This is a genomic window from Intestinibaculum porci, assembly GCF_003925875.1.
Taxonomy (GTDB): Bacteria; Bacillota_I; Bacilli_A; order Erysipelotrichales; family Coprobacillaceae; genus Intestinibaculum; species Intestinibaculum porci.
In genome coordinates this window covers 376,128-400,022 of record NZ_AP019309.1, presented here as the reverse complement: position 1 = coordinate 400,022, position 23,895 = coordinate 376,128, and the positions used below count along the sequence as shown (strand labels likewise).

Genomic DNA, 23,895 nt, shown 5'->3' with positions numbered 1-23,895 from the left:
AGAATCTATCTTCTACCTTAATTATACCACTGTTCCATTTTAGAATACATTTACGCTAGACTAATGATGTCATCACAGTATTGCGCTACTTCTTGATCATGTGTGACGATAATAATGATACGCCCTTCTTTAAGCTTCTTAAAATATGCAAGAATACGATCACGATTTATTGCATCAAGATTTCCTGTTGGTTCGTCCGCTAAAATAATCTTTCCTGGACGTAAGAGAATACGAGCTAAAGCAACGCGTTGCTGCTGACCGCCAGAGAGGGTAAACACTTTCTCTTTTAGTGAAAGATCTAATCCCACCTGATCTAATACCTTTAACATTTTCTCTTTCTTTTGCTTGTCATGACGATCTAAGACTAAAGATAAATTGTATTGTACAGTTTCTTCGGGAATCAGCGCATAGTTTTGAAACATATAAGATATCGTTTTTCTTCTTAATACCATCGCTTGCCTAGAGGAAGGCTTTACCTGACTATGACCATCAATGGTTAATGTTCCTGAATCAGGCTTTTCTAACAGTCCAAACATATTCACTAAGGTGGATTTTCCACTGCCTGAAGGTCCTACGATCGCATACATACGTCCTAACTCAAAATGATAAGAAAAGTCTTTAATAACCTGATGCTGCCCATAGCTCTTTGAAATATTGCGCACATCCATCATCTAGTCCTCTCCCTTCAATATTAATGTCACATTCTTTTGTTGTAATTTAATAAACATGATGATAAAAATAATCAGATCCACACAAATGGTTAAGGTATAGAAGAGATAGGCATTAAAACTATGATCCTTCACTATCAGGAAAAGATCAGCTAGCAGTAATTCCACGAATAAGTCACCATACTGTCCTATAATCCCCTGTCCCAGCAAGTACTTAACAGCACGTTTTAGACGATAGACCTTACTATACATGTACATATATTCGACTGAAATAAGGACCAGTACTGTTAATGGTAAAGCAATCTTTTCTACCTGTCCGTATAAATCATTTTTAATAGAGGCTTTATAGCTTTCTACCATATCCTTTGTTTTAGTGATTTCCACTTTATTTTCATAATGCGCATAATGAAGTACTTTTTGTAATGTCTTTTGACGGTAGTAGACATTTACAAATAAGCTTTTATTGATTCTTTCTGCCTGATCTCCATAAACTGCAAAATAAGGATGTTTAATCGTTTGTCCTTGAACAGCCGCAAAGTTAGGATATTGATCTATTTGATGATGCACGACTTTGATTGTCGCCTTGGTATCATTGATATTTTCTAAGATTGTTTGTTCACTGATATCTGGTGGTACAATATAGGTAATAGCCTGCTTATCAAAACGCTGCTTCGGTAAGACAAGTTTCATGTAATTTTGATTGACTAAGAGGACATCATGGGGCTGATCATGAATCATCATCGTCGATACTTCAAAGTAAAGAGCGCCATTTTTATTGGCATAATCATAATTTCTTTGATACATATCATACATAGCATCAAACTTACCCTCATTGTATTTCTCAATATTATAGCCATCATTCACATAGGAACGTTTAAGTCCGTTTATCATATAATAGCCTTCCACTTGATCATAAGAGCCTAGTAAGAAACGGCCATCCTGTTTAATCTCCCCAATACTATTGACAATCACGCCCGCAAACAGAAATAAACAGAGTCCTTTCAAAATGTAATTAACTGCTAATAATCCCTTATGGGTTTCTTGTCCTTTTAACTGATTGAGAGTGTTGAGATGATACATAACCCCATTAGCAATCATGATCAAGATAATCGTACAAATGATTTCACCAGTTCCAAAGACTGCGAGGGATCTCAAAAGAGAAAGCGTTGCTTGATTCAAAACATGAATAAAAAGGATGAACAGGATCACCAGTGTAAGTACTGGCACAATGATGCAAACACTCAATTCAAAGGAAAAGACTTTCACCAAGACGGTATTTATACTAAGTCCCACACTTTTCATTATTCCAAAGGTTCTTGAACGTTTAAAAACATCAATCATTAAGATGAGAAGTGTACACACACTCATCAAAATAAGCATTTGTTTTAAGTTTCTTCTTAATTCCAGATCTCCATGATACTGCTCCTGAGTCACCTTTTCAAAACTTAGGAACTGTTTTGGAAACCCTTTGGAAAGCGTCTCTTCTATTTGTTTTAAGACTTCAAAATCCTGAGTAACTACCGTAAACTGTGTTCCTTTTAACTTTGTCAAATGATGTAAAGAAACCTGATACTCCTTGTTTAAGGTATAAAAGTAGTACCCCTTTCCTTTTTGATTGCTGTAATAATGATCACCACTTAATACCTGGTGATGATTTGTAATGAGATGTAAAGACTTTAAAGAGTGAGCATAGAGGATATCATAGCGGATCCTCTTTTCTTCATCATTGGCCTCTTCCTGATAGATCATACAATCATACTTTTGTGACAAATGATGCAAACAGGCAAGAAGCTTCGCTTGATCCACATCATATTTCATTTCTGCATGGTAGACATACTTACCATCCTTATAGCCATAAAGATGGTAAGCATCAGAAACATCCTGTTCTTGATAAATATTGACAATCATCTGAAAGCCTAAGATATTAACTAAAACAACAAATAATACAAGAATCTTACGCATAGTCACCCCTCCCTGTATTCGCTTTCATTATAAAAAAAACAATATCCTTATGCAATTATTTCAGAACTTTGTAAAAAAATAGGAGACTCAAAAAGTCTCCTGTATTAGAGCCTGATTTGATGATCACAGCGCGACGCTAAGGATAAATCATGAGTCACAATAATGACAATGCGATCTTGTGAAAGACCTTGAATAAGCTGAAAGATTTCTTCCTTGTTTTCTTCATCAAGGTTAGCAGTTGGTTCATCACATAAGAGCACATCTCCTCCATGCAGAATAGCTCTGGCTAAAGCGACACGCTGTTGCTGGCCACCAGAAAGTTCATGAACTTTCTGATGTAACGTTTCTGTGATATGCAGTTTTTCAAGCACTGTATCTCTCTCCTGCTCAGTAGATGAGGTCATTTCTGATAAGTTCTTTTCAACGCTTAAATGGTTAAGCAACGCATAATTCTGAAATAAGAATGCTACTTTTTGATAATATAAACGTTTCTGTCTAGCATTTTTTAGAACTTGTCCATCTACCTTTACACTTCCCTTACTGCATTTTTCTAAGCCGCCAATCATATTTAACAGAGTTGTTTTCCCACTGCCTGATTTCCCCGTAATAGCATAGAGACCAGGATGATCGAAGGTATAAGAAAAATCCTGAATCACGATATGGGAACCAAAACGCTTTTGTAAATGTGTGCATTCAATAATCATGATGATATTCCTCCCTTCAACGTTGCTACAATATGTGATGAAACAATCTTATTTTGCATGAGCATACTAAGTATGCTACTTATAATAAGTAAAAAAACTGTAGTGATGATCGCCATATTACTATGCAAGACAAATCTTAAGATGATCATGACAATGATAAAGAAGCCAATCAGCTGGGTATAATATCCAGCATACATTTTTAGTGTTTTTTGACCATGAATTCTCTTTAATACAATCTCTAGCGCATGATTGATAAAATAAACATAAACCAGTTCATATAAGGTAAAGAACGCCAAGACAAGATATAAGAGACAATAAGCAATTGTCTTCATTAATAGTGTTTTAGTCTGGGTAACGTACTGTTTCATTTTAGAAGCGGGCTGTTCATAGTTAATGACATTGCCGATGCCATAATGAGCACAAACTTCTTGAACACTTTTATAGGGAGTGATCGGAACCATATAGTTATTAAAGTCTTCACGGCTATCAATCACCATAATTGGATCTTCAATCCAGCCATCTTCTTTCACATTCACATCAGTATTAAAACTATAAATCTTCTGATGATTAGGAATGTAATCCACTTCCGCATGATAATCCTGAATGACATTATTGAGCCATACCTGATCTTTATACTTTTGCGGAATTAAGAATAATGGATGCTTCTGATAATTTCTTTTCCTATCCAAGTGTACTATTCCTTGTTCATCTTTGATCGCAAACAGCTGAATCATTGCCCCATTCACCCGGATTCCTTTAGGGATTCTCTCTAAGATTTCACCTAAACCTTTTTCTCGGCCTTCGCTGGTATAGTTGTCCGCATCAATATATAAAGCGCCTTGTTTTTGGACCATTTCATTGGTTTGATCCACTATCTTTGACCAGCCTTTATGTGATAAGTTCACCCCTTGTTTAAAGCTATCAATACGAAACATACCTCTGGTTTTCTCTTCAATCACCGATAACGTATGAACCTGTTTTGAATAGCGATAAGCTGTCGCGACAGATACTGTCAGCTGCATTGCAAGAATGACCATGACAACAGCCATGATCGGTTTAATAAGTAAATCATAAAGACGATACTGATAAATTTCTTTCATTTGTGACAAGATTGATAAGCGAGAGGCAAAAAGTATCATGATCACATGAATAAGGGCCATCAAGGCCAGCAATAATCCTAAAAGTGCCAATAAATATTTTCCCATGATAATATTATCATTATCATAAATCAGTAAGATACGGGTCAGTAATGAGGATATGATAAAGACCACACTACTTAGACACAATGATCTTAAGCTTTCCTTGATCATATAAACCGGCAATGCATACCCATGCAGCTTCTTGAGTGCATAAAATCTTTGTCTACGACAAAAGAGATCGCCCATACAGAGGATCAAAACAAGGATCATAATACCTAAAAGTAACGGCTCTTTCTTTAAGATATCCGTTAATTTTATCGCCGGAACTTCATTATGCACTTCCCGGCTATCGACCATCACCCCACGCAAGCTTTTTAATTTGTCGGATAGCGGAGCAAGATTTTCTCCGTTGACAATGATTTCATCATATTTTTTTGCGTCATCAAAAGGCTGAATAGTAATCGTTTCTGTGGTTCCAAACTTTTGTCCATACCGGTAAGTCACGACTTGATCAAATGGGTGTCCAAGGACTTCTTCTTCATTTTGCATGCTTGCAAAATGAATATGATAAACAAGATTATTTTCATTTTGGTAAGACAAGCCATAATATGTCAGCTTCTCTTTTTTTAAGACCTTCAGGATGCCCAGGTAATCAGGATGCTTGATGTTATAGTCAAGGGTCACTGATAATGATTCATTGTTTGCATCAATACGCCCCAAAAGTTCTGCTTTGGACATATACACACTCATATCCCCAATAATGATTGTAAGAGTGAATGCCAATACGCACACTAATGCATATTTAAGTTTATGCATACAACCACCTCCTTCATATTCCCAATTTGTTATATCTGAATACGCTTTCATTATATCAATTCATGATATCATTCACAATAATATAGACAAAAAAACAAAAATATATTTAGAAGCGATTCTGTTTTTCCAATTATGAACAGACTTTGATTTTTATAAGCAATTACGTTACCGTTAAGAGATAGAAAGGAGTTTCTATGAAGATTATTGAATATCAGGCATGTTACAAAAAACAGGTTGAACATATAGCCATGATGACCTCATCAAAAGCTATGGTGGACCCTATTCATGCAAAGTTTACTTTAGCAATGTATGCAGATCCTTATTTAGATCATGGCATTGCCTATCTCATTGAAGATCAAGGATCTATTTATGGCTATATCCTTTGTGCCTCCAATTATTTATCCTTTATGTCTCATAAAAAGGAAATATTAAATAAGATGCCTCCAGCTTATCATAAACGAGCCTTAAAAGAATGGAACATCTATGCAAAATATCAGGAACATTACCCCGCCCACTTGCATATTGATTTACTGAAAGAAACTCGTGGTATGCATTTGGGAACACAACTGATGCAGACCCTGATTCAAAAACTCAAAGAAGAACATGTAGAAGGTCTGATGCTGGGTGTATCCTTAGAAAATAAAGCAGCAATCGCCTTTTATACCAAAAATGGTTTCCATATTCTTGAACAGGATGAGGTAAGCGTAGTGATGGGATTATGCTTAAAATGAGGAAGGATCATCCTTCCTCATTTTAAGCAAGATCTTGAAAGCTCGCTTCCTGAATCTGTTTTAAGAATTCTTTGTTTGTCCCTTCTTTCGTGATGTGTTCACAAAGCTTTCCTTCTTTCATGAAATACACTTCTTTCGCATATGCTGCTACCATTGGATCATGGGTAATGACAATTAAGGCCACCCCCTGTTCATTCATCTTTTGCAGGGTATGCATGAAGCTTAGACTGTTTTTATAATCTAAAGCCCCCGTTGGTTCATCACAGAAGATCATCTCCGGTGATTTCATCAACGCTCTGACAATCGCAGCACGCTGACATTGACCGCCAGAACATTCATAAGGATACTGATCTAAGATTTCACTAATCCCAAATTCCTGAGCCATACTTTCTAGCTTCTCAATCGCAGAGATCTTATTTTCTATCTTTAAGGGTAAAATAATATTATTCCTAATGGTTAAAGAAGACATCAGGTTATTTTTTTGAAAGATAAAAGCAAATCGTTTTAATCTTGTTTGTGTTAATTCTTTTTCTGTGAGGGTGGAAATATCCTGACCATCATAGTAAACATGTCCCTTAGTAGGCTTCATTAACGTTGAGATGATATTCATGAACGTAGTTTTACCACTGCCGGAAGCGCCCATAATCGCACTAAAGCAATGATCATCAAAAGTAATATCAATCCCATCGAGAACATGATTCGTATGACTACCTTCACTAAAGCTCTTCGCTAATCCCTTCGTTTGTATTTTCATAATACTTGTGTACTCCTTTCACATTGATGAATAATGAGATCAGTAATGGTCCCACGAAGCTGGCAAGAATAATGAGCATCGCTAATTGATGATGCCCTCTCACGGTATAGAGATGACTAAAGATCACCGCTAAATAAGCCGCATTAAAGAGAAAGAAACAGCTATAAAACAAAATGATTTCATGTTTAATCATCCCCAGCAGCGCTCTTTTCTCTAAGCCTAGCGAACGCAGTAAGTGATACTTAGCCGTATCACGGGAAAGGGTTAAGCGGAAACTTAAGACAAAACCGATATCCGTCATAATATTAATAATCGCTAAAGCAATGAGCAGTAATTGGGTTAAGACATGATAATGGGGAAAGAAATAGATAAAGTTGGTCATAAAAATAAGTGTGATACAGACATAAAAAACACTGAGTTTAAAACGTTTGAGATCTTCACTTAAGGCCGTAAGGGTAATCACCTTGGTCGCTGAGGTTTTGATTTGATTGACGTATTCTTCGATAAAATGCGGCAATACCTGGACAAAACAGCCATAAGCGCCAATGGCACCAACCATCGCCACAAAAATGATGCCGATCTCCTGAGCGCCTGGCATAAAATAGGCATAGAGTCCTAATAAAAACATCAGGATGTATAAAAAGTCTGGAACTGTAAAATGGGATGTATGGCCTTTAAGTTCATGACTGACGCCTAAGATTTCCAAATCATATAAATCATAACTGAAAAGCATATACCACATGGCGATGATCACGAAAAAAAGCAGTATCAAACCGCTTAATAAAATCCCCAGAAGATTATCAGGACGTAAGATCAGATACGTGAATAACGTATTTGATAACGGCATGAAAAGCAGGCTTAATCCCCCTAAAATCAGAAAGTCAATGACAAAGAAACCGATAAATTTGAGTATTTCCATAATAATCAGCTGATTGATGCCAATGCCCATACTGCGCATCAGAAACATCTCATGAGCATGAGAGGTGAAATAGAGATCAAGTAGATGCTTCATATACACTAAGATCATGATCATTCCCACCATTGATAATAAGGCAATATAAAAACGTTCATCAAAGATTTTATTGTAATCCACTTGGATGGCAGAATTCTTTAAAGTCACAAAATTAAAGAATACAGTTGTCCCTAATAAATACAAAAAGAAACTGCCAAGGATCATGCGTGATGAAGCATGATCCTTTTTCATAAAATCAACATAGATAGAAATCATCGGATCACCTCCAAATTCTTTTATGACTTAATAGCCTTCTTTCACCAAAAAATGATCATCATATGCACAATATAAAGATAAAAATGCCTTTTGTTTACGACGACTAACGCAAAATCGCCTGCCGTCAATCAGATCCAATTCTTTTCCATTCGTGCTGAGAATATAATCGAGATTGACTACTTCTGAGCGATTGATCAAAAAGAAGCGATACCCTAACTGATTTTTTAAAGTCCCAAGCGAGGCATGAATCACATTCACCGTTCCATCACACATGGTAATTTCTGCGAAGTGATCTTTTTGACTGATCGATAAGATATTTTTGATGGGCAAAGCGGTCTCTCTTCCGTTTTGCTTACAAAACAATAGCCCTGTCTGCTTTTTAACTTCCTGAAGGCAGCGCATGAGCTCTTCTTTGACGTAGCTGTAATCATATTTCACAAAAAATGAGGCAGGATGATATTTAAATATTTTAAACACATCATCCTTGTAATGACTTACAAATATCTTTTTAATGTGTTCACAATCTTTATAGTACTCCGCTATGCTTCTACTTCTGTCGCCTAAATCCAGATCAATAATCAATACATCGATATGAGACACCTTCTTATGAATACCACATTCAATTTTAAAACAAAAATTGCAATCTTGCTGAAGATCATCCAATATCTTTGTGAGTTGATGAATGAGCCCACGATCAAGACTGTATATTTCAATCACCATAACATAATCTTCCTCCCATCACATTTTTATACAATCCCCATCATTCTGTTACGAATTTTCTTTTTCCCACTGTTTCATAACGGCGGTGATTTCCTTCGTATCATAAGCGAAATGAACAATCTTTTTCTTATTGATTTCTAATAATGTTGGTCCTCCACCCAGCGTTAATTTTCCTTTTTGATATTGCCGATAGTTAATCCAAGGACGCGTGATCCGCGCGTAAACTTTACCTGGTCTGGCCTTGATATTATATGTTGCATAATCTTTGGTATATTTCTGAATGGTATAAACGATCCGATCGCCATAGGGATCCTTTTTCGTTGTTTTGATATAGCGATCCGCTGATTCCCCTTTGTTGTAAATGATCTTGCCATTAACAACCTTGCCAATCTCACGATCATTTTGCGTATTGAAGGTTTGCCAGTCAAATTTTTTAATTGCATTGAGGTTCTCATTGACATTTAAAAAATATAAACTGCTGTTATATTGAACAGCATCGTTAACCGTTTTTTCTAAGGCTTGAGAGCCTTTTTGCTGAGGGTTATAAATATAAACATAATAGCGATGCTTTGTTGTTTGATCCATCATGGAAGCGACATCTATTTTTCTTTCCGGAAACATTTTAAATAAACTCTCATAGGGATCCTTATTCTTATGCGCCTTTTTTCCTAAGACCGTAATGAGTCCAACGACCACTACGACAAATAATACAATCATTAATGTTTTCTTGGTATGTTTCATAATATTCTCCTTAATCATCCATTATTATCCATTATTATTTAATAAGTCAATCTTGTTAAGGAGCGCATAAAAATGTATATAACTCTATCTTATTTGAAAAAAAATATTTTTAAGATACCATGACATAATATCGCTCCTCTTTCTAAATAAAATTATAATTTCACAAAGTAATTTATTCAATCTTTTTTTCGTAAACGGTCAAAAACGGACGTGAACGGAAAAAAGCACACAAAAGTGTGCTAGAGGAGCGGGGCTGCTAAGCGTAAGAACGCTTCAATAACCCCCACTTTATAATGCCAGGTTTCTTCTTTATTCATCCGTTTGGAGATCTGATACATACGGTTGAAATCAGCCTGGATATTTTTAATACAAGGCGCCTGGTATAAAAGGACATTACATTCAAAATGAAGATAAAGAGAACGATAATCAAAGTTAATGGTTCCAACTGTCGCAATCTTCCCATCAATGAGCATAACTTTCGCATGCAGGAAACCCGGCAGGTATTCATAAACCTCAATGCCGCTGTCAATTAGCGAGTAATAATAGGAACGCGTCACTCTGAAAACCGCTCTTTTATCAGGTACATGTGGCGTAAATAAGCGAACTTTCACACCGCTTTTAGCGGCTAATGTCAATGCTTTTAACATTGTATCATCGATAATGAAATATGGGGTCATAATATCAATAGACTTTGATGCATGAGTAATCAGATTGAGATAAACATCTTCTCCAACGGTTTCATTATCTAATGGTTCATCGCCATAAGGTAAAACATATCCCTGACCCTGAAAGGGTTCCGGATGATAGACATGCGGTTTAAAGGCATTAATATCTTCATGACTCATCTCTTTATGATAAGGATAAAAGTTCGAGAGGAACATTGTCGTTAAGGACCAGACCGCTTCCCCTTCTAAACGGATGCCCGTATCTTTCCAGTGACCAAAACGCATCTTTGCATTAATATATTCATCCGCTAAGTTAAAGCCGCCGGAATAGCCGATATAACCATCAATGACACAGATCTTGCGGTGATCACGATGGTTCTGGGAAACGGAAAATAATGGAATAAAACGGTTAAAGGCAACGGTTTTGATACCTAAATCTTCCATTTTTTGTTTAAAGCGGAAAGGAATCGTTGAAACGGAACCAAAATCATCATAGATGAAACGGACATCAACGCCTTCTTTTACTTTCTGACTAAGGATTTCAATAATCGTTTCAAACATCATCCCTTTAGCCACAATAAAGTATTCCATAAAGATGAAATGTTTAGCATTTTTTAAATCCTTTAACATATCATGATAAGAATAATCACTTAATTCATAATATTTGGCATCGGTCTGATTATAAATAGGGAAATGCTGATGAATGAGGTAGTCCATGGAGATCGCTTTCTTATTAATAATACGCTTAGTGATCTCAGGATCCTGATACATATTATCCTGCATCTTTTCAATCGCTGGCGTTAACTTCCGTTTTAACCAGAGTGATGGTCTTTTATTGCCTATCAGCAAGTAGAAGACCCCGCCAATTTCCGGGAAGATTAATAAAGCGATAATCCAGGCGATCTTATAGTTGGTATTCTCTTCTTTGGAAACAAGATAAATGACGACAATATAGGAAAAGAGGACACAGACCCAATGAACGATATTATTGTAGTCAATAAAACGCATCATCAGAAAGGCTAAGTAAACAGCCTGCAGGGCAATCAGGGACGCATAGGCAAAGAACTTACTTAAAAAGATTTTTAATAGCTTTTTCATGCATCTTCACTCAAATCACTCATGCGCATCATGATATACACATGAGAGACCAGCATCTCGCCCTGATATAAACAATAAATAAACTTCAATGTCTGATCATCCCCGCTTAATTTTTCCACCTTGGTGCGTAAAGGAATCATGCCATGGGCGCTTGAATAGTCATTATCAATCTCCTGGACAATGGAAAACAGAAGATGCGAAGCATCATGATGCAGAATCACTTCTTCTTCATTATACTGTAAACGCATAGCCCCATCTTTGGTCGTAAAGCGGACCACATGAAAGTTATTTTCAAAACTGTAGTCCCCTAATTCTTCATAAGTTAAAGACTCCTTATGACTGCCATAGTCAAAGACGGCTTTATAATAAATTTTCTTTCTCATAAGTGCCTCCTCTACACAAGATTCTTAATTTCTTTCACAAAGAAGACTTTCGCATCTTCTTTAGCTTTCGCATGAATAATCGCGGATACGATCTCTGATCGCTCCGGCAGTGAGACGACCTGACCATCATCATCTAAGATTTCAATTTCTGCCGAATGATCGGAAATCTCATAGTGCCGATAAGGCACATTCTTCGCAAAATCACTGGTGACATAATAGCGATGATCAAAACCCTGGGCGTCAGAAATCGCTTCGATATGATGATAAGCTTCCGGGGATGTGAGTGATTTATATTTGAATAAGTGGCGATTGAGGAAACGCTCTGATAAATCACTCAAAATAGGATCTTTCTCACGCATAAAACAACTGAAGTGATACATCATGATACTTTCATCTAATCGCTCATATTCTTCTACGGTGCACTTTTGCGTGATCACTGGAATCAGATCGCTGATATCACTCTGGAAGTGATAACCGTCCTGATATAAATCAATAAAACGGCGCATAATTGCCTGTAATAAATGTTCGTAAGCGCGAATGGTCGGATGATAGTAAACCTGCCAGTACATGTGATAGCGGGCTAAGATGTAATCTTCAATTGCCTGCACACCTGAGGCTTTAAAGACAATGCGATCATCCTGAATACGTAAGGTCCGAAGAATACGAGACATATCAAATTCTCCATACGTTACGCCGCAGGAATAGGAATCCCGTAACAAATAATCCATGCGATCGGCATCTAACTGTGAAGAGACCATCGACACGAGCAACGGTTTGGCTTTCTTTTCAATGATCGCCGCCACATCAGCGGGCATCTCTGGATCGATCTGCGAAAGGATCGAGACAATCTGCGGATCTTCTTTAATGATCCGAATACTCATCTCTTCATGATTCCCGCCAATACTTTCAAAAGAATGAGAGAAAGGACCATGGCCGACATCGTGTAATAAGCCCGCACACATGACACATAACTTTTCATAATCACTGAGATGATCACGCACCTGTTCTAAGGAAAGGATCTTACAAACCACTTCATAAACACCCAGGGAATGGGTAAAACGAGAATGTTCAGCCGACTGGAAGACCATATACGTGCCCCCTAACTGCTTAATGCGACGTAAGCGCTGCATGGCCGACGTATTAATAAGGGACCAGATTGGTAAATATTCGACATGAATATAACCGTGAATGGCATCACGAAAGACTTTGCTTTCAAATAACCGCACCGCTTCTAAGCGAAATGATTGTTTATTCATCTTACCACCACCTTTTTTCATTATTTTATCAAATTTTCAAGTTGATGCCAAATCATGCTATACTTTAAGAAAAGGACAAGGAGTGATTATTTTGTATAGCGATGCTATTCATGAAGCGACCCGCTTCATTCAAAAACGTTTTCCTAAACCCATAGACACAGCCATTGTGTTAGGTTCCGGCTTAGGCCCTTTAGCGGATCTGATCGAAGATCCGGTAATCCTCGATTACCATGAGATTCCACATTTCCCTACTTCCACCATCGAAGGGCATGAAGGGAAAATGTATCTTGGCACGTTAGGAGACAAAACGATTCTCGCCATGAAAGGACGCGTTCATTATTATGAAGGCTATGATATGAAGGAAGTCACCTTCCCGATTCGCGTGCTCGCCTTATTAAAAGTCAAACAGCTGATTCTTACCAACGCCTGCGGCGGCATTGATGACTCTTTAAGTCCTGGTGATATTGCCTATCTCACCGATCACTTGAGTTTCTTTTGTCCCTCGCCATTACGTGGTCTTAACTTAGATGAATTTGGTCCCCGTTTTAAAGATATGTCAGAAATTTATACCCCTGCACTGATCGAAAAAGCCCTCGCTGCCAGTCAAGCTACCGGCATTCCTATTAAGCCATCCATTTATGCCTTTTTCCCTGGGCCACGCTTTGAAACCCCCGCAGAAATTCGGGCGTTAAAAACCTTAGGCGCGACAAGCGTCGGGATGTCCACCGTTCCTGAAGCCATTGTGGCCAGACACAGCAGTCTGCCGGTTTTAGGCATTTCCCTGATCACCAATAAAGCAGCTGGCTTATCTGCATCAAAGTTATCTCATCAGGAAGTGCAGGAAGCCGCTTCACAGGCTTCGCAAAAACTCGTGACCCTGATCCATCAGATTCTCATCACGCTGTAAAGGCATCGCTTGCGCGATGCCTTTTCTCTTAGAAGTTTTCAATCATTTCTTTTAAGTGTTCAACCGTAAAGCCTTTTTCTTTGAAGACTTCATCAGCGGGAGCGGATGTCCCAAAGTCATCAACGGTTAAGTATTGTCCTTTATAACCGACAAATTCACCCCAGGACATTCGTGAACCGGCTTCGACCGCGATGCGGTTTTCCACTTCATCTGGTAAAACTGAAGTGATATAGTCTTTGCTTTGACGTTTAAAGACATCAATTGATGGCATCGAAACGACGCGCACTTTCACTTTTGCCTCGCTGGCAGCGGCCACCGCCAGAGAAACCTCTGATCCGCTCGCCATGACAATGACATCAGGTGTGCCTTCACAGTCTTTTAAGATATAACCACCTTTAGCGGCTTCTTGACTGCCAGCTACTAAGGCTAAATTCTGACGGGATAAGATGATCGCCGTTGGATGATCATCCTGAGTAAAAGCTGCTTCATAAGCAACTTTGGTTTCCATTTCATCACATGGACGCCAAACATCGAAATGCGGAATACTTCTTAACATTGTCAACTGTTCGACCGGCTGATGAGTTGGGCCATCTTCACCGACACCAATCGAATCATGGGAGAAGATATATAATGTTGGAATACGCATTAAAGCGGACATCCGGGCAATTGGTTTTAAGAAATCAGAGAAGGTAAAGAACGTTGACACATAGGTGCGGCTGCCGCCGTAAAGCGTGATCCCGTTTGCGATCGCCGCCATACCGTTTTCTCGTACACCGTAATGAATATTACGTCCTTCATAGTGGGTGCTGTCAAAATCTTCTTCTCCGTTTAAATAAGATTTGACTGATGAACCTAAGTCAGCACTGCCGCCCCAGATAGATGGATAAGCTTTGGCTAAGCCGTTTAATACTTCGCCGGAAATATTGCGGGTGGCAACTGGCTGATCATGGGTAATGGTATAGTAATCATCATTGAAATAGGCTTTAAAATCAGGCTGGAAGTACTGATCCCATAAAGCTTTCATTGCTGGATAGGCCTGCATATAATCATTAAACATGTTTTGCCATTTATCATAATAGGCTTTTTCTCTTTCATTACGCGCTTTGGCATGATCATAAACATCCTGATCGCAGAAGAAATGATCATCAGGATTGAACCCTAAGTTTTCTTTTAACGCACGGACATTGTCTTCGCCAAGCGGTGCCCCATGGCTTGCTTCGCTGCCTTCTTTAGGAGAATGGGCACCGATTTCGGTTTTGATTTCCACAAAGGTTGGCCGATCACATGGTGTCTGCGCTTCTTCTAAAGCGGCTAAGACGGCATCAAAATCATCGCCCTGAGCAACTTTGATGACTCTAAAGCCTAAAGCTGCCATCTTCGCTGGGACATCTTCCGTGAAGGTAATCTTGGTATTGCCTTCAATCGAAATATGGTTGTTGTCATATAAGATGACTAACTTATCTAACTTTAAGTTGCCAGCTAAAGAAAGCACTTCACTGGAAATGCCTTCCATCAGACAGCCATCACCGCATAAAGCATAAACATGATGATCAAATAAAGGATAGCCTTCTTTATTGAAGATAGCCGCTAAATGGGCCTGCGCCATGGCCATCCCAACGGCCATGCCAAGACCGGTTCCAAGTGGACCAGTCGTCGCTTCAACGCCATCAGTGTGGCCATATTCTGGATGACCAGGCGTTTTAGAATGTAACTGTCTAAACTGTTTCAGATCATCCATGGACACATCATAACCATAAATATGTAATAAACTGTAAAGTAAAGCAGACGCATGACCGGCTGAGAGAATAAAGCGATCACGATTCACCCACTTAGAATCTAAAGGGGTGGTATGTAAGAGGCGATCCCATAAGGCATAAGCCGTTGGGGCTGCTCCTAATGGGGTACCGGGATGTCCGGATTTCGCTTTTTCGATCATATCAGCGCTTAACGCTCTGATCGTATTAATACTTTTTGTATCAATTGTACTCATTGTATGACTCCTTTGTCTTTATTTACCTTTAGTTTAAAACAAACAACCGCCACGCTCAACAGGAAAAGGACCTTTTTCAAAAAGGTCCTAAGCAATTTTAGATAATGTGGTATCAGGGAAATATTTCTGCAGCTTGGTTTTGACCGTATCTTCATCAAAAACATTGCCAGCTGAATAGATCCGATTTTCCGGTGTTCGGTAATTAACCGAAGATTTAACACGCATGTAATTGGAATTCACCCCGCCCACATAGGTATAAAGATCATAAGAGATCGTCCGCGGGATAAAGTAGAAGGCTTTATAACTGCAGGTGACGCGGAAGACGCCAATCGCATAGTCCCCTTCTAAACTCTTTTTATTGCCTTTCGCAAACCATAAAGATTCAAAGTCATAAGAGTAGCTAGACGCGTTATGATAACGGCCGATAAACGCTTTATCAAAGGCTTCTTTAGCATCACTCTTAATGGCTTTTTGAATAGCTTTGGTGACATGTGAACCATCCGCAAAACGATAAACTAATCCTGATACTTTATAGGTTTTGGAGTCTTTTAAGATATGGATACGACGACGCTTCGCTAATTCTTTGTTGTAAGTCGCACTCACGGTGATCTCATCACCATTGGATAAGTTCTGACGCGTATCATAATGATATTTAACACTCTTCATAAAAGCCTGCACATCAGGATTATCATTATAAGCAATATTGGTAGTAAAGTTGGTAATATAGCCGCTGCCGCTTTCGCCGGCATAAGCGAAGGTAAGGCCGCTGATCAGATCTAAGTTAATATAATTGAAGTATTTATCATAGGCTGCATAGCCGCCCATGCAGGATAAGACAATGCCAATGCTGACAATGACCGCGACAACGCTTTTCTTCATCACCCGCACTGGTGCCTGGCTCGCTGCACCTTGGCGATAGGCAAAGCTTGGCCGTGGTTCATAGTAATGCGGAACATCCTTTAAAGACGCAAACTCAATGGTTTTGGCATCCGCTTCAGAAGTTGCAGCCGGTTTAAAGGTATGCCGATCGATCTTAATCTTTTCATCCTGTTTTAAGAGTTTCTCAATGCGGGTCATTGATAACTTTAAGTCATCAGACTCTAAGACGACATGATGCGCGCTTTCTAGTAAATAGATCGCATGTAATGCTAAATTACTAAAGCCAATAAGGCCCGAAATGACAAAGAGATTGGCCCTGGAAAGCAGGGACGCAAAGCCGCTGCTTTGAGTAATTAAAGAGACGATGTAATCATATTTGACGCGCAGTTCAGAGATCTGCTGCGTATTGAGGTCATGGGTAAAGAGGCCTAAGTTATGCAGGGTCACCATAAAGTTTAAACATAAGATTAAACTTGTTAATGTCACTAAGCCAATAATTGTTGTGGTTAAATAAATCTTGCGATGATTCTTGCGGTACATCGTTAGTGATTTGATGACATATATGCCCGCGACTAATAAAGCTGCATAAAAGCAGAAACGAATGATGTTGACATAAATATTGACCATCTTGAGACGAGTAATCTGATACGCATAGATATGCGAAAGATCGAGAGATGAGAATAATGAGGTAAAAGTGGTGTACATCAAGAAGAAGACAATCACCATGACACTCATGAGGATCCCCATCGTTAATCCGATCAGGGAACATTTCTTTTTATCACACATATTACTCACCTACTTCACTGCGTGGGAAATAAAGCTTGCCAGCAATCTGCAGCTGTAAGACTAAAGAAATCAAAGCCATCCCTAAGGATAAGTAACCACAAGTTAAATACCCAAAAAGCATACTCATTAAATGCGATAAAAGGGTATTATCGTTATAAGCTGAGACCATCACCTGCAACGCTGAGGTTTTGCCAATTAACAGATACGTGCACATGCGCACTAAATCAAAGCCATGGATCAGTAAAACAATGATCAGAATGGCATAAATCAAATGAATCAAAAACATCTTATTCTTGGTATTCTGACGAAAACGAAGCAGACTTAAGATGCCTAAAAATATCGTTAAAAGAAAGATCGCACCATAGACAAATGGGAAAAACGGATATTGTGCTAATGCCTTGATGAGCGGCGTCGCCGCATTATAGGGCAAGAGTGAAAAGCTCATCATAAACATAAAAATAATATTGAGAAGACAAACCAGTAAGGTCAACTTACCGATAAACTTGTAAGAACTGATTCTGTTCATCATGATCCCTTCCTTTCATTTCATATCCTCACCTTATAGGATAATCGTTTTTCAAACTTTCTCAATAATTTATATCATCTTTTTTTCTTTTTACAAGAGGAAAAAGACACATAAAAAGGGAATTTTTAAGTTCTTAAGCGTTCTTTAAAATTCCCTTATATTTCTCTTATAATTTTCTTAAAATTAACTTAATTTTTACGCAATCGTAAAAGTTTTTGTCACTTTACCATAGTAGTCATTAAGTCCAATCAGATGGATTTTCCCCTTGCCGGTTGTTTTGTTGGAAGCGTAAGAAAGATAATAATCGACATTCTTCTTAAGCACCTTATTGCCATCTTTTAACGTTACTTTAGGGGTAATTTCATTACCGGTATATTTTTGCGAGGCATGATAAGAAACCTTCACCTGTTTTAAAGAATTGTTTTGCGTAATAATACTTAAATCAGTGCGCAGCGTCGCAATCGGATACTTAACTGGGTCAGGCATTTTCTTATACACCGGAATACTTAAAGCACGGGAGATCCCGGCACTATTTGTATTGACATAACCATCCATCATATGACGCGCTTCTTCAATCGGCGCAGTAATATTGGTCATATAAATATTCGTATTAAGCTTCTTCCTTAATAAATCAAAACGCTGCAGATAGAGCGTGATCTGATTTTTATTGACATAATGATGACAGATATAAGCCACTCCGCCATAGATCGCTTTTTTACGCGTTGTCCACTTCTTTTTCGAAGCGTAGACAATCCCTGAACGCGCGCCGGTATTAGCGCCAATATTAAAAATGTTGTAATAGGTCTTGCCTTTGACCTGACCGCCTTTAAGGCCTAGCCCGCCCGCACCGTTTTCCTGCTTGGCACGCGCCGCAATATTCGATAATGAAATATTGTATTTCAGACAGGCAGCCTGTAATAATTCCGCATAGCTTTTCCCGCTTTGCGGATCATTGCCTTCTAATGCCGTCCCCTTTAACATCTGTTTGATCGTATCTAATGATTCTGCAGAGTTATAGACCATCTGTTCAAAAACAACAGCCCGGTCGGCATAAAGCGCATTACGCGGATCTAAAACATAACGCGTTAAATCCAGGGAAGCGCGACGCCAGACATTACCTTCGACAATCTTATTGGAAGCGATCATCTGGGAAGCGGTAAAGCTCGTTAAAGCTTTTTTCTGATACGTTTTCGCGGTTTTATTAAACTTGCGTTTAATCGTCATCGGACTAAAGACCCATTGAGGATAGAGGGCATGCAGGTAGCGTAACTGCATCCGATAGCTCTCAGGGAATAAGGCAATATTGTTTTCAAAGGAAGGGTCAAAGTGATAGACCTGTAAATCTTTGATTGGTAAATAGCCTTCGATCTTTTTCTCATGATAATAGCTATAGACATGATACGTGTCTTTATTGACGCCATCAGCGATAAAGCTTTGTCCTAAATATGTTGTATAACTGATTTTTTCACTCGTTAATTTGCATACTTTTTTGACTAAGACAACCCTGGTAGAAATGGGATGCTTTTCTTTTTTCTTCTGGATATAGAAAGCCCCTGCCCCCACTAACAGGCAGACGACTAATAAAATCAATACAAATGATCTGGTTTTAGTTTTTTTCTTCTTTGCCATGTTCTGCACCTTCTAAAAAATCAAGTTTGACCCAGCCTACTTCCTGATGGAAAGAGACATAGGCATAATCCCCATAAATTCCTGCCACTTTCACCAAATCACCTTTATGCAAAGTCATCTGATGATCGCAGTAATCATCCAAACAATAAAGCTGTCCGTTTCTTTCATAAAGAAACTCATTTTTAATCATTAATAAAGCACTGGTATCTTCCTGATAACACTGACTAAACTGCTCGCCTTCATGAATCATCTCCACCTCATAGTGAGGAAAGGCAATCTTATGATCAGGACCAGGATCGCCAGCTACATCGCAGCGCACACGCATGGTCGGCAGCGGCATCACGTTCTCTTTCTCATAACGCCTCTGGCCATTTTCAAAATGAATAATCAAGGCATTGAGCTGTGAGATCATCTTCACACCAGTCCCGCCATCGATGGCAATAATCCGTTTCTTTTCATCGATGATGATATCATTACAGATATGCGCGGGATCATAGTTAGAAGTTGGTAAATGACCAACCACCACTGTTTGTTTAAACGGATGACCCATTTCTAAAAAGCGCTGCATCTCTAAATAACTCGAGAGGCCACATTCTTTATAGTTATCACGATTTTCTAAGCCCGCATGGACAAAGATCAGCTTATTATTGACATTGAGGGTCACTGGCAGACTTTCGATAAAGGCAAACTCTTGGGCAACCTTCTGGACCATTTGTTTTTGCATGCCTAGCATCGTTTCATGCCCATCATCATAATGGCCTTCATGATAAAGGGTGCGAATTAAGCCATTAGCCGAAACACGTTTGAGATAACGCGGTATTTCAATAGCGAGTTCCGGAATATGTAATAAGGCATCTAAAGCCCATTCACAGTTACCAAGTAAAATGATGCATTTGGGAAACTGCGAGAGATACATCAGGTAATGAATCGTTTCTAACACCTGATCTCCTTTTTCCACAAAGTCACCAATAATCACCAAATAATCCTCCAAGGGATTATAGTGAACTTTCCTTAAAAGAGCCTTAAAGCGATCTAAGTGCCCATGGATATCGGAAACGGCAATCAGCCGGGCTGAGCCTTTGATCGTTAAGGTTTTATGTTTGGCTCTCGTAATCATACGTTTCACCTCACACACAGTATACGCTTTTTCAAATAAATGAAAAGAGCGACTAATGATCGCGCTCTTTTGCATAATATTTTCTGACTAACATCTGTGTTTTCGCAATATGCCGACGCACCAAGGCAGCCGCTTCATCTTCGTCCTGATCTTCAATCATTTCCAGAATCGCCCGATGTTCTTCCAAGGCGGTATCCATTCTTGAGACATCCTTTAAACAGTGCCGGGAGGTCACTGAAACATAATAATGAATATCTTTTAATAACTGTTCAAAGTAATTCGACTGGGTCGCCTGATAAATCGTTTCATGATAGAGAATATTGAGTTCATCCACCTTTGCCTGATCTTTTTTAGCGGTGTAGAACTCCATTAAATCAAAGACATCTTTAATCTTCGCAAGATGAATTTCATCCATCCGGGCAATCGCCATTTTAATGGCTAAAGCCTCTAATTCCTTACGAATTTCAAACATATCATCGATATCACGCGGTGAAAAGCCTTTGACATACACCCCTTTATTAGGAATGCTTTCCACCAGACCTTCTAACTCTAACTGTTTTAACGCTTCCCGAATCGGGGTCCGGGAAATATTGAGCTCTTTTACTAAGGTCAGTTCATTGAGTTTCTCACCTGTATGATATTCTTCGTTAAGGATACGATCGCGTAATAAGTCAAAGATTTTATTCCCCAATGTGCCATGCTTGGCAGATTCAAATAAATTATGTGATGGCATAGAAAGCCTCCTTTCATAAGTGTTTCTTTGTATACAATTATACTTTATACAACTGTAAATTCAATGAAAATTCAACTTTTTCTCAAATATTCATACAATTATGATAGAATACTCTTCGGTGATGAAATATGATACTCTCTTGTTCCTCTTTAAGCAAGTCTTACCTTAGTCAGGACGTCTTAAAAGATGTAACATTCAAGATGGAAGACCATGATAAATTAGCGATCATTGGGGTCAATGGGGCTGGGAAATCCACTCTGCTCCATATTTTAACCGGTGAAGAAAGCTATGACAGCGGCTCCCTTTCCATCGCAAAACAAGTAAAAATAGGCTACCTCTCACAGGAACATGCCTTCGATTTAGACAAAAGCATTTATGAAACATTAGAAGAACCCTTTGCCCAGTTAATGGGGATTGAAAGACGTTTACGCGAACTTGAAAATCAGATGGCTAATAGCACTCATCTCGATGAGATCATGCATGAATATGATGCCTTAAGCGCACAGTTTGATGCCGCCAATGGCTATGAGATGGAATCGCAGATCAAAGGCGTTCTCAACGGGTTGGGTTTCCCCGAAGAAATGTGGTCGTCGCCGATGCGGATTCTTTCCGGCGGACAGAAAACCCGTATTGGCTTAGGCCAGTTATTACTGCGTAAACCAGATTTATTATTACTTGATGAACCGACCAACCATCTCGATTTAGCATCGATTGAATGGTTAGAAACTTATCTCAAGAACTATCCGAAAGCCCTCATTGTGGTGTCCCATGATCGTTACTTTGTCGATCAGGTCACCAATTCCATCATGGAAATTGAGCATGGCAAATCCACGATCTATAACTGTCATTACAGTGAATATGCGCGCATTAAAAAACATAATCGCGATGTGGAACTCAAGCATTATCTCAATAACCAGAAAGAGATCAAACGCATGCAGCAGTCGATTGATACGCTCAAATCTTATGGCCGGGAAAAACAGGTGAAACGCGCGGAATCCAAAGAAAAAGCGCTCGCTAAAATGGAACACTTGGATCGGCCCGAAGCTTTGCCGCAAAGTATTCGCATTGCCTTTGATCCAGAAGTTGTGTCGGGCTTTGATGTTTTGAAAGTGACAGATTTGGCGATGGCCTTTGATCATCCGCTTTTTGATGGCATTTCCTTTGAGATCAAACGCGGTGATAAAGCAGCCTTATTAGGTCCTAATGGAATTGGCAAAACAACGATGTTCCATCTCATTTTACATGATTACACGCCAACGCATGGCAAAATTAAAATTGGCGTCAAAGTGATGATCGGCTACTACGATCAGGAACAGACATCATTGGATATGAGCAAAACCATCTTTGATGAGATTTCCGATACCTACCCACGTATGACTAATACCGAGATTCGTAATATTTGTGCGACTTTTCTCTTTAAAGGCGAAGATGTCTTTAAAACGATCGGTGATCTATCCGGCGGCGAAAAAGGTCGTGTCATTCTGATCAAACTGCTTTTAAATAAAGCGAACTTCCTGATCCTTGATGAACCAACAAACCATTTGGATATTCAGAGTGAAGAAGTATTAGAAGATGCCTTATTAGATTTCCCGGGAACGATTCTCTTTATTTCCCATGACCGTTATTTTATTAATAAAATCGCGACTAAAGTCATTGAGATGACGCCTCATGGGGCCCATACCTATGAAGGTGATTATGACTATTACATGGCTCATAAGCATCCAATCATTGAGGAAAAGAAAGACAAACCGGTAACGATTACCAAAAGAGAAATAGATCGTAAAACGAAAAACCGTATCAAAAAGCTAGAAGAAGGAATTTCTGCTTTAGAAGATACGATCAGTGAAAAAGAAGCCTTATTAAATGAGGAAGAGATCATCAATGATTATGAAAAGTACAATGCTTTAAATGATGAAATTGAAAAGCTCAATACACAATTAGAAGCTTTGATGGAAGAATGGGAAAATCTGCAGGAATAAAAGGTATAGACGTGAGCCTATACCTTTTCTAATACGCGATTTTCCCTTTTTTGACGATGCGTTATGAAGTACGTGATACTTAAGAAGATCAAAGCGCCGGTGGTATCAATGAGCGCATCACGCAGTGATGGCGAACGCCCAGCGCTGAAGCGCTGATGGAATTCATCCAGACAGCCGCAAACAAACACCAGTGCCAGAGAGACTTTGTATAAGTGCTGCGAGAAGCTATGTGAGAAACCATACAAGAATGATAAGCCTAACAGCCCAAACTCAGTCATATGGGCACATTTACGAATGACAAAGGTCATCGTATCCTTGGCGAAAGGCAAAGGTACATGAGCCTGTAAGAAATAGTAAATACTATCTGATAAATGACCGGAATCATTGCCGTTTTGGGCAGAGAAGCCAAAGATCACACACAGCATAATCATCGCGGGAATATAATATTTTATCTTTTTCATGACCCCCATTATAGCGATCATGT

Annotated in this window: 21 protein-coding genes; 3 read left to right on the top strand and 18 right to left on the bottom strand. The window is 38.9% G+C overall.

The window, feature by feature from the left end; genetic code table 11:
- Window positions 1-50: 50 nt before the first annotated feature.
- From SG0102_RS01980 to SG0102_RS01965, 4 genes are all read right to left on the bottom strand, one after another.
- Window positions 51-671, bottom strand: coding sequence for an ATP-binding cassette domain-containing protein (locus SG0102_RS01980; RefSeq protein WP_125118403.1), 621 nt, complete (start codon window positions 669-671; stop codon window positions 51-53).
- Window positions 672-2,630: a hypothetical protein gene (locus SG0102_RS01975; RefSeq protein WP_125118402.1), complete on the bottom strand. Its 1,959-nt coding sequence runs from the start codon at window positions 2,628-2,630 to the stop codon at window positions 672-674. It abuts the gene before it with no gap.
- A 104-nt stretch (window positions 2,631-2,734) separates the two neighbouring features.
- Window positions 2,735-3,334, bottom strand: a complete 600-nt coding sequence (locus SG0102_RS01970) for an ABC transporter ATP-binding protein (protein ID WP_125118401.1) — start codon at window positions 3,332-3,334, stop codon at window positions 2,735-2,737.
- Complete coding sequence (locus tag SG0102_RS01965; RefSeq protein ID WP_157982947.1) at window positions 3,331-5,289, bottom strand: DUF1430 domain-containing protein; 1,959 nt, start codon at window positions 5,287-5,289, stop codon at window positions 3,331-3,333. The genes SG0102_RS01970 and SG0102_RS01965 overlap by 4 nt, the downstream gene beginning before the upstream one ends.
- Window positions 5,290-5,483: 194 nt before the next feature.
- Here SG0102_RS01965 and SG0102_RS01960 point away from each other — a divergent pair, with 194 nt between their 5' ends.
- Window positions 5,484-6,020 (top strand): GNAT family N-acetyltransferase, encoded by a 537-nt coding sequence (locus SG0102_RS01960; RefSeq protein ID WP_125118399.1) that lies wholly within the window; start codon window positions 5,484-5,486, stop codon window positions 6,018-6,020.
- 22 nt (window positions 6,021-6,042) lie between these two features.
- On the opposite strand, the gene SG0102_RS01955 is transcribed toward SG0102_RS01960, so the two are convergent.
- The 7 genes from SG0102_RS01955 to SG0102_RS01925 form a co-directional block, all read right to left on the bottom strand.
- Window positions 6,043-6,774 (bottom strand): ABC transporter ATP-binding protein, encoded by a 732-nt coding sequence (locus SG0102_RS01955; RefSeq protein WP_125118398.1) that lies wholly within the window; start codon window positions 6,772-6,774, stop codon window positions 6,043-6,045.
- A complete protein-coding gene (locus SG0102_RS01950) occupies window positions 6,737-8,002 on the bottom strand; it encodes a hypothetical protein (protein ID WP_125118397.1) in 1,266 nt (421 codons plus the stop codon). Before SG0102_RS01950 ends, SG0102_RS01955 begins: the two co-directional genes overlap by 38 nt.
- Before the next feature lie 27 nt (window positions 8,003-8,029).
- Complete coding sequence (locus SG0102_RS01945) at window positions 8,030-8,722, bottom strand: LytR/AlgR family response regulator transcription factor (RefSeq protein ID WP_125118396.1); 693 nt, start codon at window positions 8,720-8,722, stop codon at window positions 8,030-8,032.
- Window positions 8,723-8,770: 48 nt separating this feature from the next.
- The gene (locus tag SG0102_RS01940; protein ID WP_125118395.1) at window positions 8,771-9,463 is read right to left on the bottom strand and encodes a hypothetical protein; all 693 of its coding nucleotides are present in this window, start codon (window positions 9,461-9,463) and stop codon (window positions 8,771-8,773) included.
- A 239-nt stretch (window positions 9,464-9,702) separates the two neighbouring features.
- Window positions 9,703-11,226 (bottom strand): cardiolipin synthase, encoded by a 1,524-nt coding sequence (gene cls / locus SG0102_RS01935; RefSeq protein ID WP_125118394.1) that lies wholly within the window; start codon window positions 11,224-11,226, stop codon window positions 9,703-9,705.
- Window positions 11,223-11,609, bottom strand: coding sequence for a hypothetical protein (locus SG0102_RS01930; protein WP_125118393.1), 387 nt, complete (start codon window positions 11,607-11,609; stop codon window positions 11,223-11,225). Before SG0102_RS01930 ends, cls begins: the two co-directional genes overlap by 4 nt.
- Before the next feature lie 11 nt (window positions 11,610-11,620).
- The gene (locus tag SG0102_RS01925) at window positions 11,621-12,865 is read right to left on the bottom strand and encodes an HD domain-containing protein (protein WP_125118392.1); all 1,245 of its coding nucleotides are present in this window, start codon (window positions 12,863-12,865) and stop codon (window positions 11,621-11,623) included.
- Between the two features lie 91 nt (window positions 12,866-12,956).
- On the opposite strand from SG0102_RS01925, the gene SG0102_RS01920 reads away from it, so the two are divergent.
- Window positions 12,957-13,772, top strand: a complete 816-nt coding sequence (locus SG0102_RS01920; RefSeq protein ID WP_231999841.1) for a purine-nucleoside phosphorylase — start codon at window positions 12,957-12,959, stop codon at window positions 13,770-13,772.
- A 28-nt stretch (window positions 13,773-13,800) separates the two neighbouring features.
- Here SG0102_RS01920 and tkt read toward each other — a convergent pair whose 3' ends face one another.
- From tkt to SG0102_RS01890, 6 genes are all read right to left on the bottom strand, one after another.
- Complete coding sequence (tkt, locus tag SG0102_RS01915) at window positions 13,801-15,762, bottom strand: transketolase (protein WP_125118390.1); 1,962 nt, start codon at window positions 15,760-15,762, stop codon at window positions 13,801-13,803.
- An 87-nt stretch (window positions 15,763-15,849) separates the two neighbouring features.
- Complete coding sequence (locus tag SG0102_RS01910; RefSeq protein ID WP_125118389.1) at window positions 15,850-17,427, bottom strand: hypothetical protein; 1,578 nt, start codon at window positions 17,425-17,427, stop codon at window positions 15,850-15,852.
- A 1-nt stretch (window position 17,428) separates the two neighbouring features.
- A complete protein-coding gene (locus SG0102_RS01905; RefSeq protein ID WP_125118388.1) occupies window positions 17,429-17,956 on the bottom strand; it encodes a hypothetical protein in 528 nt (175 codons plus the stop codon).
- Between the two features lie 192 nt (window positions 17,957-18,148).
- Entirely contained in the window at window positions 18,149-19,582 is a 1,434-nt protein-coding gene (locus SG0102_RS01900) for a hypothetical protein (RefSeq protein ID WP_125118387.1), read from the bottom strand.
- The gene (locus SG0102_RS01895) at window positions 19,560-20,699 is read right to left on the bottom strand and encodes a metallophosphoesterase (RefSeq protein WP_125118386.1); all 1,140 of its coding nucleotides are present in this window, start codon (window positions 20,697-20,699) and stop codon (window positions 19,560-19,562) included. The genes SG0102_RS01900 and SG0102_RS01895 overlap by 23 nt, the downstream gene beginning before the upstream one ends.
- 52 nt (window positions 20,700-20,751) lie before the next feature.
- Window positions 20,752-21,432 carry a GntR family transcriptional regulator gene (locus tag SG0102_RS01890; RefSeq protein ID WP_125118385.1) on the bottom strand — a complete coding sequence of 227 codons (681 nt, stop codon included), beginning with the start codon at window positions 21,430-21,432 and terminating at the stop codon, window positions 20,752-20,754.
- 128 nt (window positions 21,433-21,560) lie between these two features.
- Here SG0102_RS01890 and SG0102_RS01885 point away from each other — a divergent pair, with 128 nt between their 5' ends.
- Window positions 21,561-23,411 (top strand): ABC-F family ATP-binding cassette domain-containing protein, encoded by a 1,851-nt coding sequence (locus tag SG0102_RS01885; RefSeq protein WP_125118384.1) that lies wholly within the window; start codon window positions 21,561-21,563, stop codon window positions 23,409-23,411.
- Between the two features lie 17 nt (window positions 23,412-23,428).
- On the opposite strand, the gene SG0102_RS01880 is transcribed toward SG0102_RS01885, so the two are convergent.
- Complete coding sequence (locus tag SG0102_RS01880; RefSeq protein WP_157982946.1) at window positions 23,429-23,872, bottom strand: VanZ family protein; 444 nt, start codon at window positions 23,870-23,872, stop codon at window positions 23,429-23,431.
- Between the last annotated feature and the right edge of the window lie 23 nt (window positions 23,873-23,895).

Excerpts from the sequence above, each read along its gene's own strand:
- SG0102_RS01945 (WP_125118396.1), bottom strand. The coding sequence starts at position 8,722 with ATGGTGATTGAAATATACAGTCTTGATCGTGGGCTCATTCATCAACTC.
- SG0102_RS01880 (WP_157982946.1), bottom strand. The coding sequence starts at position 23,872 with ATGAAAAAGATAAAATATTATATTCCCGCGATGATTATGCTGTGTGTG.
- SG0102_RS01950 (WP_125118397.1), bottom strand. The coding sequence starts at position 8,002 with ATGATTTCTATCTATGTTGATTTTATGAAAAAGGATCATGCTTCATCA.
- SG0102_RS01940 (WP_125118395.1), bottom strand. The coding sequence starts at position 9,463 with ATGAAACATACCAAGAAAACATTAATGATTGTATTATTTGTCGTAGTG.
- SG0102_RS01895 (WP_125118386.1), bottom strand. The coding sequence starts at position 20,699 with ATGATTACGAGAGCCAAACATAAAACCTTAACGATCAAAGGCTCAGCC.
- SG0102_RS01930 (WP_125118393.1), bottom strand. The coding sequence starts at position 11,609 with ATGAGAAAGAAAATTTATTATAAAGCCGTCTTTGACTATGGCAGTCAT.
- SG0102_RS01900 (WP_125118387.1), bottom strand. The coding sequence starts at position 19,582 with ATGGCAAAGAAGAAAAAAACTAAAACCAGATCATTTGTATTGATTTTA.
- SG0102_RS01975 (WP_125118402.1), bottom strand. The coding sequence starts at position 2,630 with ATGCGTAAGATTCTTGTATTATTTGTTGTTTTAGTTAATATCTTAGGC.
- cls (WP_125118394.1), bottom strand. The coding sequence starts at position 11,226 with ATGAAAAAGCTATTAAAAATCTTTTTAAGTAAGTTCTTTGCCTATGCG.
- SG0102_RS01885 (WP_125118384.1), top strand. The coding sequence starts at position 21,561 with ATGATACTCTCTTGTTCCTCTTTAAGCAAGTCTTACCTTAGTCAGGAC.
- SG0102_RS01970 (WP_125118401.1), bottom strand. The coding sequence starts at position 3,334 with ATGATTATTGAATGCACACATTTACAAAAGCGTTTTGGTTCCCATATC.
- SG0102_RS01980 (WP_125118403.1), bottom strand. The coding sequence starts at position 671 with ATGATGGATGTGCGCAATATTTCAAAGAGCTATGGGCAGCATCAGGTT.
- SG0102_RS01925 (WP_125118392.1), bottom strand. The coding sequence starts at position 12,865 with ATGAATAAACAATCATTTCGCTTAGAAGCGGTGCGGTTATTTGAAAGC.
- SG0102_RS01910 (WP_125118389.1), bottom strand. The coding sequence starts at position 17,427 with ATGTGTGATAAAAAGAAATGTTCCCTGATCGGATTAACGATGGGGATC.
- SG0102_RS01965 (WP_157982947.1), bottom strand. The coding sequence starts at position 5,289 with ATGCATAAACTTAAATATGCATTAGTGTGCGTATTGGCATTCACTCTT.
- SG0102_RS01960 (WP_125118399.1), top strand. The coding sequence starts at position 5,484 with ATGAAGATTATTGAATATCAGGCATGTTACAAAAAACAGGTTGAACAT.
- SG0102_RS01905 (WP_125118388.1), bottom strand. The coding sequence starts at position 17,956 with ATGATGAACAGAATCAGTTCTTACAAGTTTATCGGTAAGTTGACCTTA.
- tkt (WP_125118390.1), bottom strand. The coding sequence starts at position 15,762 with ATGAGTACAATTGATACAAAAAGTATTAATACGATCAGAGCGTTAAGC.
- SG0102_RS01890 (WP_125118385.1), bottom strand. The coding sequence starts at position 21,432 with ATGCCATCACATAATTTATTTGAATCTGCCAAGCATGGCACATTGGGG.
- SG0102_RS01955 (WP_125118398.1), bottom strand. The coding sequence starts at position 6,774 with ATGAAAATACAAACGAAGGGATTAGCGAAGAGCTTTAGTGAAGGTAGT.